General features: G+C 74.2%; 11 protein-coding genes. 7 read left to right on the forward strand and 4 right to left on the reverse strand.

Annotation, left to right across the window (positions count from 1 at the left end):
• Positions 1 to 29: 29 nt before the first annotated feature.
• Positions 30 to 317 carry a hypothetical protein gene (locus ACTXG6_RS23820; RefSeq protein ID WP_445181580.1) on the reverse strand — a complete coding sequence of 96 codons (288 nt, stop codon included), beginning with the start codon at positions 315 to 317 and terminating at the stop codon, positions 30 to 32.
• A gap of 40 nt (positions 318 to 357) precedes the next feature.
• Here ACTXG6_RS23820 and ACTXG6_RS23825 point away from each other — a divergent pair, with 40 nt between their 5' ends.
• The 4 genes from ACTXG6_RS23825 to ACTXG6_RS23840 are packed head-to-tail and all read left to right on the forward strand — an operon-like array spanning position 358 to position 5444.
• The gene (locus ACTXG6_RS23825; protein ID WP_445181581.1) at positions 358 to 2388 is read left to right on the forward strand and encodes a tetratricopeptide repeat protein; all 2031 of its coding nucleotides are present in this window, start codon (positions 358 to 360) and stop codon (positions 2386 to 2388) included.
• Positions 2389 to 2393: 5 nt separating this feature from the next.
• A complete protein-coding gene (locus tag ACTXG6_RS23830) occupies positions 2394 to 3467 on the forward strand; it encodes a PP2C family serine/threonine-protein phosphatase (protein ID WP_445181582.1) in 1074 nt (357 codons plus the stop codon).
• Between the two features lie 10 nt (positions 3468 to 3477).
• The gene (locus tag ACTXG6_RS23835) at positions 3478 to 4758 is read left to right on the forward strand and encodes a vWA domain-containing protein (protein ID WP_445181583.1); all 1281 of its coding nucleotides are present in this window, start codon (positions 3478 to 3480) and stop codon (positions 4756 to 4758) included.
• A complete protein-coding gene (locus ACTXG6_RS23840) occupies positions 4755 to 5444 on the forward strand; it encodes an FHA domain-containing protein (protein ID WP_445181584.1) in 690 nt (229 codons plus the stop codon). The genes ACTXG6_RS23835 and ACTXG6_RS23840 overlap by 4 nt, the downstream gene beginning before the upstream one ends.
• Positions 5445 to 5498: 54 nt before the next feature.
• Here the strand turns inward: ACTXG6_RS23840 and ACTXG6_RS23845 are convergent, their stop codons facing one another.
• Positions 5499 to 6179 (reverse strand): IclR family transcriptional regulator, encoded by a 681-nt coding sequence (locus ACTXG6_RS23845; RefSeq protein ID WP_445181585.1) that lies wholly within the window; start codon positions 6177 to 6179, stop codon positions 5499 to 5501.
• 227 nt (positions 6180 to 6406) lie between these two features.
• Here ACTXG6_RS23845 and ACTXG6_RS23850 point away from each other — a divergent pair, with 227 nt between their 5' ends.
• Together ACTXG6_RS23850 and ACTXG6_RS23855 are read left to right on the forward strand one after the other, a co-directional pair.
• A complete protein-coding gene (locus ACTXG6_RS23850) occupies positions 6407 to 6730 on the forward strand; it encodes a hypothetical protein (RefSeq protein ID WP_445181586.1) in 324 nt (107 codons plus the stop codon).
• A gap of 118 nt (positions 6731 to 6848) precedes the next feature.
• Positions 6849 to 8672 carry a hypothetical protein gene (locus ACTXG6_RS23855; RefSeq protein WP_445181587.1) on the forward strand — a complete coding sequence of 608 codons (1824 nt, stop codon included), beginning with the start codon at positions 6849 to 6851 and terminating at the stop codon, positions 8670 to 8672.
• On the opposite strand, the gene ACTXG6_RS23860 is transcribed toward ACTXG6_RS23855, so the two are convergent.
• Together ACTXG6_RS23860 and ACTXG6_RS23865 are read right to left on the reverse strand one after the other, a co-directional pair.
• Positions 8660 to 9643 (reverse strand): transporter substrate-binding domain-containing protein, encoded by a 984-nt coding sequence (locus ACTXG6_RS23860; protein ID WP_445181588.1) that lies wholly within the window; start codon positions 9641 to 9643, stop codon positions 8660 to 8662. The two genes, ACTXG6_RS23855 and ACTXG6_RS23860, sit on opposite strands and share 13 nt — an antisense overlap.
• The gene (locus ACTXG6_RS23865) at positions 9640 to 10983 is read right to left on the reverse strand and encodes a hypothetical protein (RefSeq protein ID WP_445181589.1); all 1344 of its coding nucleotides are present in this window, start codon (positions 10981 to 10983) and stop codon (positions 9640 to 9642) included. The genes ACTXG6_RS23860 and ACTXG6_RS23865 overlap by 4 nt, the downstream gene beginning before the upstream one ends.
• Before the next feature lie 204 nt (positions 10984 to 11187).
• On the opposite strand from ACTXG6_RS23865, the gene ACTXG6_RS23870 reads away from it, so the two are divergent.
• A complete protein-coding gene (locus tag ACTXG6_RS23870) occupies positions 11188 to 11391 on the forward strand; it encodes a cold-shock protein (RefSeq protein WP_445181590.1) in 204 nt (67 codons plus the stop codon).
• Positions 11392 to 12075 lie beyond the last annotated feature (684 nt).

Raw genomic sequence — 12075 nt, forward strand, 5'->3', positions numbered from 1 at the left:
GACAGCTGCACGGGCGCCATCGAGGACGGCTACTGCGACGAGTGCGGCATGGCTCCGTCGTCCGGGCCGGGCACCGCCTCGTTCGCCGGGCCCGCGACGGCGGCCGCCGGGCCCGCTACGGCGGCCGTGGGGCCGCCCACGGCCGCTGCCGGGCCGCCCACGGCCGCTGCTGGGCCGCCCACGGCCGCTGCCGGGCTGTCCACAGCGACGGCCACGGCGGCCGCCCCGTGGGCGTACTCCGGCACGCTCGGCGGCGGGAGCCGGTCCAGCAGGCCCTCCAGGCGCGGCAGCGTCCGCTCCGCGACCACCGGTCCCACCCGGGGACAGCTCGGCGGCGGCCTTGTCGACGTCCCGCCGGTGCCGGTGATCGACCCGACGCACGCGCTGATGACCGACCCCCAGGTCCCCGAGGACCGCCGGTTCTGCAGTCGCTGCGGCGCTCCGGTGGGCCGGGGCCGGGATGGGCGGCCGGGGCGGGTGGACGGGTTCTGCCCGAAGGACGGCGCGCCGTTCTCCTTCTCCCCGAAGCTGCGCCCCGGCGACCTGGTGGCCGGGCAGTACGAGGTGCGCGGCTGCCTGGCGCACGGTGGTCTGGGCTGGATCTACCTGGCGGTCGACCACAACGTGAGCGACCGGTGGGTGGTGCTCAAGGGTCTGCTCGACTCCGGGGACGCGGAGGCGATGGCCGCCGCGGTGGCCGAACGCCGGTTCCTGGCCCAGGTGGACCACCCCAACATCGTGAAGATTCACAACTTCGTCGAGCACCCGGGCGCGGACGACGTCCCGGTGGGCTACATCGTGATGGAGTACGTGGGTGGTTCTTCGCTCAAGCAACTCCTGCAGGACCGACGGCGCCCGGACGGGTCGTTCGAGCCGCTGCCGGTCGCCCAGGCCATCGCCTACGCGATGGAGGTACTCACCGCGCTGGGCTACCTGCACTCGCGCGGGCTGGCCTACTGCGACTTCAAGCCGGACAACGCCATCCAGTACGACCGCCAGCTCAAACTCATCGACATGGGCGCGGTGATCCGGATGGACGATGAGCACAGCGCCGTGTACGGCACCCTCGGCTACCAGGCCCCGGAGATCGCCAAGGAGGGCCCGTCCGCCTACTCGGACGTGCACACCGTGGGCCGGTCGCTGGCCGTGCTGGCGCTCGGCCTGCCGCCGACCCTCGGCGGTGCCCCGAGCCCGATCCCGGCCGACCATCCGGTGCTGCTCGCCCACGAGTCGTTCCACCGCGCGCTGCTGCGCGCCGTCGACCCGGACCCGCTGCGCCGGTTCGAGTCCGCCGAGGAGATGTCCGAACAGCTCGACGGTGTGCTCCGTGAGGTGCTCGCCGCCGAGGACGGCAAGGCCAGGCCCACCATCTCGACCAGGTTCGGCCAGCCGAGGGGCAGTTTCGCCGCTGGCCTGCTCATCGAGGGCGACCAGCCGGGCCGGCCGGTGCCCGAGCGGGTGGCGCGGCTGCTGCCGGTGCCGGTGGTGGACCCGACCGACCCGGGGGCGGGCCTGCTCGCCACCCTCGCCACGGTCGAGCGCGGGGAGGTGACCAGGGCCATCGAATCGGCTCCCGAGCTGACGCCGGAGCTGCGGCTGCGGCTGGTCCGCGCGCATCTGGACGCGGGCGACCCGGAGGCGGCCACCGCGGCGCTCGACGAACTGGCCGCCGGGTACCCGGATGACTGGCGGCTGGAGTGGTTCCGAGGCCTCACCGCGCTCACCGCCGCAGGCACGAGCACAGCGGGCACGGGCAGAGCGGGCACGAGCACAGCGGGCGCGGGCGATCACCTGGACCGGGCCGCCGCCGCGTTCGAGGTGGCCTACTCGACACTGCCCGGGGAGGCGGCGCCGAAGCTCGCGCTCGCCGCGACAGCGGAGTGCGCCGGGCGGGACGAGGACGCCGGGCGCTACTACGCGCTGATCGCCCGGCCGGACCCGGGGCTGGCCGACGCCGCGTTCGGCAGCGCCAGAGTCGCGCTGCGGGCCGGTGACCGACACGCCGCGCACGACACCCTGGACGCCGTCCCGAACACCTCCAGCCAGCACGTCGCCGCCCAGCTCGAGGCGGTGACCGCGACGCTGCTGGGCCGCTCCGGCGCCGAGATCGGCGAGTCCGCGCTGCGGGCCGCCGCCGCGCGGGTGGAACGGCTGGACCTGGACGCCATCACCGACCACCGGATCCGGGCAGCGCTGCTGACTCGGGCGCTGGAGCTGCCGGACGCCCCCGGCGGCCCGCCGTTCCTCGGCCACCCGTGGCGCCAGCGGGACCTGCGCCTTGGCCTCGAGGCCTGCCTGCGCACCTCGGCCCGACTGACCGCGGACCCGGCCGAGCGCATCGAGCTGGTGGACCGGGCCAATGACGTGCGACCCCGGACCTGGATGTGATGGCGATGTGCCCCGAGTGCGCCGAGTCGGTTGCCGACAGCGACCTGTTCTGCGAGAACTGCGGCACCGACCTGCGCACCCGTCGCGGCGGCACGGCACAGGCCGAGGCGGTCGCCGACCCGTGCCGGCGGTGTGGCGAACCCGCGCCCACCTCGGTGACCACGACCGAGGCCGAGGCCGGCACCGAGTACTGCCCCGGCTGCGGGCTGCGCCGCCAGGACGGCACCGACCGGGTGGAGACCGACCTGGGTGCGATCGGCGGGGTCAGCGACCGCGGCCTGGTGCACGCCCGCAACGAGGACGCGATGGCGCTCGGGCTGCGGCTGCCGGCCGGGGTGGCGGCGGTGCTCTGCGACGGCGTCTCGTCGGTGCGCTCACCGGAGCTGGCCTCGCGGGCCGCCACCGAAACCGCGTTGGGTGTGCTGCTGTCCGACCCCGGCCTGCCGCCCGAGGACGGGCGCGCCCAGCCGGCGTCCCGGTCGGCGGCGGTGGTGGGCGCCCGGTTGGTCCGGGCCGCGGTGGCCCAGGCGGCGACCGCGGTGGCCGCGCTCGGCGCACCGGGTGACCACGACGCCCCGTCCTGCACGCTCGTCTGCGCCCTCCTGGACTACCCGGACGGTGCCGGCGCCGATCCGGTGATCACCGTCGGTTGGGTGGGTGACAGCCGCGCCTACTGGCTGGCCGCCCCGAGCGCCGCGGAACCCGCACAGCGGCTGACCACCGACCACTCCTGGGCAACGGCCATGATCGACTCGGGCAAGCTGGACGAGGCCACGGCGCTCGCCGACCGCAGGGCGCACGCGATCACCCGGTGGCTCGGGCAGGGCGGCGAGCCGGAGCCGGAGGTGCTCAGCTGGCGTCCCGAGGGCCCTGGCGTGCTGCTGCTGTGCAGTGACGGGCTGTGGAACTACCTCCCGGGCGCGGAGCAGCTGGCCGCCGCGCTGCCTCCGCCGGAACGGGGCACCAGCCCGGTGGAGGTCGCCCGTCTGCTCACCCAGATCGCCCTGGACGCCGGCGGCCGGGACAACATCACCGTGATCGTCATCCCGGTGCCGACCCCCGCCGAGGTACGGCCGTAGAGGAGCCCGCATGACCGGACCGGAGCCGTCGTTCGCCGTCGAGGTCGACCAGAACGTCCACCTGCCGGCGGGCGCGACCGAGGTGGACGCGGTGGTCACGGTGACCGCTACCGGCGGTCCCGCCGCCGCGCCGGGTGACGCGCTCGAGGTACTGGTCGTGGACACCTCCGGCTCGATGCACGGCGAGAAGATGCGCTCGGCGCGGCAGGCGACCTCGGCGGCGCTGGCCGAGCTGCGCGACGGGGTGTCGTTCGCGGTGATCTCCGGCGTCGGAATGGCCGTGCAGGTGTACCCGAGGGACGGTGGCACGGCGGTCGCCGACGCGCGCACCAGGGCCGAGGCGAACAGCGAGGTGGCCAACCTGCGCGCCGGTGGGGGCACCGCGATCGGCAGCTGGCTGTCCGCCGTCGGCCGGCTCGCCGACGCACACCCCGGCGGTCTGCGCCACGCGCTGCTGCTCACCGACGGGCAGAACGGCGAGCGCGAGCCGGTGTTCGCCGCCGCGCTGGATGGCGTGCGCGGGCTGTTCACCTGTGACTGCCGGGGCGTGGGCACCGACTGGCGGGTCGAGGAGCTGCGCACCATCGCCGCCGCGCTGCTCGGGACGGTCGACATCGTGGCCGATCCGGCCGACCTGGCCGCCGACTTCCGGGCGATCACGGCGGCCGCGATGGGCAAGAACACCGCTGACGTGGCGCTGCGGCTGTGGACACCGCGCGGCGCGAGCGTGCGGTTCGTCAAGCAGGTGGCGCCGACGGTGGCCGACCTGACCGGGCGGCGCACCGAGTCCGGTCCACAGCGCGGCGACTACCCGCTCGGCTCCTGGGGAGCGGAGAGCCGCGACTACCACGTGGGGGTCGCGGTCAACGCGGGCGGTGTCGGCGAGGAGATGCTGGCCGGCCGGGTCCAGTTGGTGCGCGCGGGGTCCACCGAGGTGCTCGGCCAAGGCCTGGTCAGGGCGGTGTGGACGGACGACACGTCGCTGTCCTCGCGGATCAGCCGGGGCGTCGCGCACTACACCGGGCAGGCCGAGCTGGCCGACGCGATCCAGGAGGGCCTGGCGGCGCGCAAGGCGGGCGACGAGCCGACCGCGACCGCGCGGCTGGGGCGGGCGGTCGCGCTGGCCCACGAGTCGGGCAACGAGAACACCGCCCGGCTGCTGTCCAAGGTCGTCGACGTGCTGGATGCGCCGTCCGGCACGGTGCGGCTGCGCAAGAAGGTCGACGACGTGGACGAGATGACGCTCGACACCCGGTCGACCCGGACCGCGCGCTTCCGGGGCGCCTCGTGACCGCAACGACCTGTCCGGACGGGCACCGGTCCGACACCGACGACTACTGCGACGTCTGTGGCACGCCGATGACCGCGCCGGCGAGTCCGGCGGCTCCGTCAGCCGCGGTCGCCCCGGCCGCGCCGGCACCCCAGGTCTGCGCGAGCTGCGGCGCGGCCCGGGACGGGCGGTTCTGCGAGGACTGCGGACACGACAGCGCGCTGCCCGTGCCGGCCGCCACCCCGGGTGCCGGTGATGCTCGCGATGCCGAGCTCGGGGCCAGGTCCACGCGGTCCGGTTGGTCGGCGGTGGTGCGGGCGGATCGGGACTGGTTCGAGGTGGTTCGCGCTCGGGAGGGGCCGGACGCGGCGGGCCTGGCGTTCCCCCTGTACTGCCCGGAGCGCCGTTTCACGCTGGTCGGGTCACGGCTGAGCATCGGGCGGCGCAGCCGGTCCCGCGGCATCGAGCCGGACATCGACCTGAGCGGCCCGCCGCTGGACCCGGGCGTCTCGGCGCTGCACGCCGTGCTGCTGTCCCAGCCGGACGGTGGCTGGCAGATCGTCGACCTGGACTCCACCAACGGCACCGCGGTCGGCACCACCGTGCACAGCGCCCTGATCCCGTCGAACACCCCGGTCCCGATCGGTGCCGGCGACCAGATCAGGCTGGGCGCCTGGACCACCATCACGCTGATCCACACCCCGTGAGTGGCGAGTGGCCCCTCGCCACTCACGACCTCCGAGGCGCTCCCTTGGGACCGGTCACTGGCAGGCGAGGAAGCGGGTGGTTTCCCGGGCCGCCCGCAGCACCAGCTCGGACAGGTCCCTCGGCGGGGTGCGGTTGACGAACAGCGTGCAGATCGAGGCCACCTGGCCCGGTGTGGGCAGCGGGATCGCGGCTGCCGCGCAGAACACACCGGGCAGGACGTCCTGGTGGTCCACCGCGACCGCGGCGTGGCGGGAGAGGGTGTCCCGCACGCGTTTCCACTCCGGGCGGGAGAACCCGGTCGGCGGGTCCCGATCGGGCTGGGCGGCGAGCAGTACCTGACCGACCGCGGTACGCACCGTCATCTCGTCCTCGGTGTGCATTCGAGGGGACGGGCTGCCCGTCCCGCCGGCGGAGGTCACCACCCGGATCGAGGTGTCCTCGAGCACGCAGACGGCCACTGAGCTGCCGGTCATCCGGGCCAGCGTCCGGGACGAACGCAGCGACGCCCGCCGCAGCGCCGGATGTGGCTGCCAGGAGCGCCCGAGCCGGGCCAGCGCACCGCCGACGTAGTACCGCTGCCCGTCGCGCTGCACCGCGCCCAGTGCGACGAGCTGCTCGAGCAGCCGGTGGGTCGTGGCCTTGGGCAGACCGGAGTCGCGGGACAGCCCGGACAGCCCCGCGCCGCTCGGCATGCGCGACAACACGTCCAACAACTCGAACGCACCCTCGAGCACGCCCCGACCGCCCTGGGAAGTCGGAACGCTCCGAACGTCGGGCCCCGCGCCGTTGCCGATAGTGCGGTCGAGGCCGATAGCTGCACGGTCCACGTCCCACCTCGCGGGCCATTCGTCGCCGGTCCAAGCTGCCTGAGGATATCCTCAGTCCGCCGGTTCCGATAGCAATTGATTTTCCTCCTCCCGGGCCTCTGGCCACCGAAAACGGCGGTCCGCTGAGCGGACCGGTGTCTTCCCGGCGCGGTCTGCCCCGGCTCACACTCGCGCCGCTGGCGCTCGTCCAGATCACCGTCGAGGGCGGACGCGGCGAACAGCTGGCCAACCTGTCCGTCCGGGTCGAACTGGCCGACGGGACACGGGCGGCGGACGTCCGGCTCGGTCGTACGGGGGAGCTCACCCTGCTGGTGCCGGACGAGAACGCGCGAGTCTGCCTGCACCTGCCGGAGGGATGGACCGGTGGCGCGGAGCGGGACGTGACCGCCGGAGACTCCTGCTGGTCGCTGACCGAGGGACACCAGGCGGCTCCGATCGCGCTGCGCCGGGGGAACTGAGCCGGCGAGCGGCCGGATACCCGGCGGGTAGGGCGAGCCTGCTTGTGCGACCGGAGACCGAACGGTGTGATCGTCGGCGGTGCTGGCTGGCTCGTCGGGAACGGAGTCCGGAGTGGCGATGGGCAGATATCCGGCTGATCCGCCGCTGGACTGCGACGTGATCATGAAGGGTGGGATCACCAGCGGAGTGATCTATCCGCTGGCGGTGTGCGAGCTGGCCAAGGTCTACCGGCTGCGGTCGGTGGGCGGGGCGTCGGCCGGGGCGATCGCGGCCGCGGCGGCGGCCGCCGCGGAGTACGGGCGGGCAGCGGGCGGTTTCGAGGCGCTCGAACAGGTACCCACCGGGCTCACCGCGAAGTCCGAGGTGGGTGGCTCCGTGCTGTTCCGCCTGTTCCAACCCGACGCGCGGACCGCCGGGCTCTTCGCCGTGGTGACCGCCGGGGCGGGCAGGTCCGGCGTCGGGCGGCTGATCGCGGTGCTGCGCGCCCTGCTGTGGGCGTTCGCGGGCGCGGCGGTCCTCGGCGCGGTGCCCGGGATCGTCGTCCTCGCCGTCGGGTTGGCCGGTGTCGGCGCCGCCCGGCTGGCCGCCGTGCTGGCCGGCGTGCTCCTGCTCGTCGGGGGCGGCCTGTCCGGTGCCGCCGTCGGGGCCCTGCGGCGGGTCGGCGCGGTGCTGCCCGACCACGGGTTCGGGTTGTGCTCGGGCATGCCCGGCACCCGGCGCTTCCGCACCGCCGAGGCACTCACCCCCTGGCTGCACCGGAACCTGCAGCAACTGGCCGGTCGCGCGCCGGATGCCCCGCCGCTGACGTTCGGCGACCTGGCCTCCCGGGGCTGCGAGCTGCGCATGATGACCACGAACCTGACCCGTCGACAGCCGGTTGCGATGCCGTGGCGCAACCAGGAGTACTTCTTCGACCCGGCCCGGTTCCGCACCCTGTTCCCGGCGGACGTGGTCCGGTGGATGGTGGACCACCCACCGCCGGTCACCGGTGGCCCCGCTGAGCAATGGAACTCCGCGCTGCTCAGGGCCCAGGCGCTGCCGCTGGTGCCGCTGCCACTGGCGCATGACAAGGGTTCGCCCGAGGAGGGGGCCGCCGCGGTTCCCCGCCGGCGGTTCGCGGTCAACTGGTTCTCCGACGGCGGGATCTGCAGCAACCTGCCGGTGCACTTCTTCGACCGCCCACTGCCGGTCCGGCCGACCTTCGCGATCGACCTCGCGCCGTTCCCGGCCGGGCAGGCGAAGTCGGAGTGCGAGGCGGACAACACGAGCCTGCCGATGGTGAACCAGGACGGCCTGCTGCGCCGCTGGAGCAACTGGCCGACGACCGGGCTCGGCGGCCTGGCGGCGTTCGGTGGCGCGATCCTGGACTCGGCCCGCTCCTGGGTGGACGAGTCGCTGCTCGGCATGCCCGGCTACCGCGACCGGGTGGTCACCATCTACCACGACGAGGCGGAGGGCGGCCTGAACCTGGACATGGAGCCCCCGGTGGTCGCCAGCCTGTCCGCCAGGGGCCAGGCCGGCGCGGCGAAGCTGGTGACCCGGTTCGCCGGCCCGGCGCCAGGGGTCGAGCCCGCGCCGGGGTGGGAGAACCAGCGTTGGGTGCGCTTCCGGACGGCCACCGCGGGACTGTCGCACTGGGTCGGCAGCTTCCGGGGCGGCTACTCGGCCGATCCGCCGGGCGCGACGCCGTACCGGGACCTCGCCGGGCCGGGCGCGGCCGCCCCGCTGCCCTCGTACGGGCTGACCAAGGGGCGGCGGAACGCCGTGAACGACCGCACCGGCGACCTGCTCGGGACGGCGGAGCGGTGGGCAGGTGCGCACGCCGACGCGTTCACCGCCGACGCCCCGGCGCCGACCCCGGTCCTCCGGTTAGTGCCCAGCGAGAAGCCCGAGGAGCTCACCCCGCCCCCCACCGACGCAACCCCAGCTCAGTCGCGGTAGCGGGCGGCGGCGGGCTGCGGTACCGGGTTCAGCGCGCCGAACCAGCGCCGGTCGCTGGCCGCCAGGCTGCCGTCCGCCCTGGCCCGTTCCAGCACCCCGTTGACGAACCGCACCAGATCCGGCGTCGCCGGGCTCATGCCCACCGCGTAGCGGGCGTTGTCCAGCGCCCGGCCGACCACCCGGGTCTGCGGGTCCTGGGCGGCGAGCCCGGCGAGGATCGCGTCGTCGCTGGACACCGCGGCCACCCGGCCGTGCTGCAGCTCGACCACACAGTCCGGGATCCCGGTCAGGGACAGCACGTTCAGGTGCAGCGGCAGCGCGTGCAGCACGCCCTCGGTGGTCGAGCCGCGCGAGGTACAGACCCGCTGGCCGGCCAGGTCCTCGACCTCGTGCACGTTCGCGGAGACCGGGACCAGGATGCGCTGCGCCGCGGTCAGGTAGGCGCTGGAGAACTCCACGGTGCGCTGCCGCGCGCAGGTGACGGTGAACTGGTCGACCACCAGGTCCACCTGGCGGCGCTCGATCGCGGCGGCCCGGTCGGCGATGTCGAGCACCACGAACTGCACCTTGGCGGGGTCACCGAACAGCGCCGCAGCGATCTGGTGCACCAGGTCGATGTCCGAGCCCTGCAGGTCCCCGGTCGCCGGGTTGCGGTAGCCGGCCAGGTACTTGCCCTGGTCCACCCCGGCGATCAACCGCCCCCTGGCGACGATCGCCGCCATCGTCGACCCCGGCGGGAACGCGCCCGGGGCCGGCGGTGGGCCGCTCGGGCGCAGGCTGTCCCGGGTCTGGCCGCACGGCGCCGCCGGGGGCGCGGCGGGCGCCCCAGCGGCCACCCCAGGAGCCGAGGTGGGCGTGGCCCCGGCCGCACCCCGGTCACCACCCGGCGTCGGCAGCAGCAGGCTGAGCAGCGCGAGCAGGCAGCCCACCGCGAGGTAGAGCAGCGGCCGGCGGGTCGAAACGCCGTTCACCGGTACTCCCGCACCCGCAGGGCGATGCCGGCCGCCGCCGCCGCACCCGCGAGCAGGGCGAGCACCATGGGGCCGATGGCCAGTCCGGTCAGCGCGCCGCTGGCGGAGCCGGCGTCCGCGTCGAGAGCGGCCCGCTGGGTGGCGAGCGCACCGGCCAGTGCCGCGTCCAGCCGTTCGAAAGTGGCGCGCGAGCCGGCGGGGTCGGTGCCGATCGCCGCGGCGACCGCGTCGGTGTAGCGCCCGGCGTCGTCCAGTTGCCGCACCTGTTGGTGGGCCTGCTGCCAGCGGTGCGCCGCCGCACGCACCTCGTCGATCGCTCCGGCCCCGTCCGGGCCGGCGTCGTCGGCGGCGGTGCCCAGCAGCCCGCCGGTGCCGTCCGTGCCGAGCACCCTGGTGAGCTGGCCGGTGAACCCGGCGTCCGAGGCGCTGCCGCCGCTGCGGGCCACCAGCACCAGGCTCTCGTTGCTGCGGGCCTGCAGGACGGCCGCCCGCGCGTCGTCCAGGGCCGTGGTGGCCCCGCCGTGCCGGATCGCCGCGTCCAGCCTGGCATCGGTGACGACGGTGGCGGTGACCCACCACAGCATGGCCACCACGAGGAGGCCGGCGGCGGCCCCCAGCCCCGGGTTGACGGTCCGTTTCGTGCGGCGCCGTTCCCGCATCCCGGCGTCGAGGAGCGCGGCGAGGGTTGCGCCGCAGACCAGCAACACCGCGAACGGGATGGCGCCGCCCCGGCCGTAGTCGTCGGCCAGCGTGACGCTCTGCTGGCGGCGCAGCTGCTCGACAGCGGGCAGCACGGTCTCGCGCATCAACCGGGAGCCGCTGCCCAGGTAGGACTGCCCCAGCGGCAGGCCCTGCCGGTTGTAGAACCGGGCGGTCTCGATCAGGCCGCTGTACACCGGCAGCTGCCCGGCGACGGTGGCCACGAGGGGGCGGCCCGGGTCGGCCGCGTCAAGCTCGCCCGCCGCGCGCACCAGCCGCTCGGCGGCCTGGGCGAGGTCGTCGTCGTAGCGGGCGCGGACGGTGGCGGGTTCCACCCCACCGGCCACGTACCCGCTGGTGGCCATCGCGTCGGCGTCGGCCAGTGACCGGTACAGCGCGGCGGCGTCCATGCTCAGCGCCGCGACCCGCCCGTCGCCCTCCGCCGTCGCCGACTGCCGGGAGAGGCCGCTGCCCAGGCTGACCGCCGCGGTGAGCAGGCAGCCCACCACCAGCACCGCGCCGAGGCGCAGCAGCCGTGCCGGGGTGCTCGGCCCGGCGACCGGCAGGGACCGCAGCCGGGAGAGCGGCCGAGGCTGGAACGCGGCGCGCGCGCGGGTGAGCGGCTGAACGTCCAGGCTCATCCGTCCCCCACAGCGGGTCACTCTAGTGGCCCGGATCACCCTCGACGAAGGCGTTTCGGACCCGTTTTAGAGCCGGTAGTTGCCGGTTTGTGCCGCCCGGATGGGCCGCCCGGTGACGAGTGTGGTTGTCTGTCGCCGGGATGTGGCGTCCTTGTGATCGTGAAGTTGCACGATCAGCGCCGCAACCAGGAAACAAGGGAAATCATGACTGAGGGCACCGTGAAGTGGTTCAACGGCGAGAAGGGCTTCGGTTTCATCGCCCCCGACGACGGCAGTAAGGACGTCTTCGTGCACTACTCCGCCATCGGCGGCAGTGGTTTCAAGTCGTTGGAGGAGGGGCAGCGCGTGTCCTTCGAGACCAGCCAGGGCCAGAAGGGCCCGCAGGCGGACAACGTCCAGGTCATCTGACCAGGACCCGTTTCCGCCGGTCGACCGGCGGTGTACCGAAGAGCGCAGCCCGTTGAGGGCGGCGTGGTATGAGGAGTTGGCCGGGCGCCTGTAGTTGGCGGCGCCCGCCAACCGTGAGACATCGTCTGGTCGGTCCGTGACCGGTGGGCAGTGAGAGCTCGTCCACCGGTCACGTTCCGGTTGAGCTTCACCGGCCTCTCGTGCTGGCTACGGAGGCCGGTGAAGCTTGTCCGCCGTACCCCGGCGGGCCAGTCGGTGACCTTGAAAGTCAGCCCGGTCCAACAGCGGACCGGGACGACACGACTGTCGGACTCGTGTGCAGCTACCGCGAAGTGACAGTCCCAGCGCTGTCCGCGGCGGGTCTCGGTGCTGGCCCATTCCAGGTCGCGGTTCCGCGACCCAGGTCAGCAGTCCCTGGCAGCGAACGTCCACGCCCTCAGAGCACTCAGGTCACCAGCACCGCCGTGACGCTGGGGGTGACGTTGCGTCACCGACAGGACGGCCCGGTGTCGACCCTGGTGCGTTCTCTCCTCATTCGAGGACCAACGTCAGTCCGAATATTTCGCCGAGAACCAGGCTCAGGTCGACCTCGACACAGCCCACCCCTCAGGGTCATCACGCTGATTCGATCAGTCGATCACCGACTGTGACCGCTGCGGTTCCAGCCCGACCACAGACCGAGCC

Source organism: Pseudonocardia sp. Cha107L01 (assembly GCF_052566575.1).

Coding starts and splice junctions, on each gene's coding strand:
- ACTXG6_RS23830 (WP_445181582.1), top strand. CDS start 2,394: ATGTGCCCCGAGTGCGCCGAGTCGGTTGCCGACAGCGACCTGTTCTGC.
- ACTXG6_RS23835 (WP_445181583.1), top strand. CDS start 3,478: ATGACCGGACCGGAGCCGTCGTTCGCCGTCGAGGTCGACCAGAACGTC.
- ACTXG6_RS23855 (WP_445181587.1), top strand. CDS start 6,849: ATGGGCAGATATCCGGCTGATCCGCCGCTGGACTGCGACGTGATCATG.
- ACTXG6_RS23865 (WP_445181589.1), bottom strand. CDS start 10,983: ATGAGCCTGGACGTTCAGCCGCTCACCCGCGCGCGCGCCGCGTTCCAG.
- ACTXG6_RS23870 (WP_445181590.1), top strand. CDS start 11,188: ATGACTGAGGGCACCGTGAAGTGGTTCAACGGCGAGAAGGGCTTCGGT.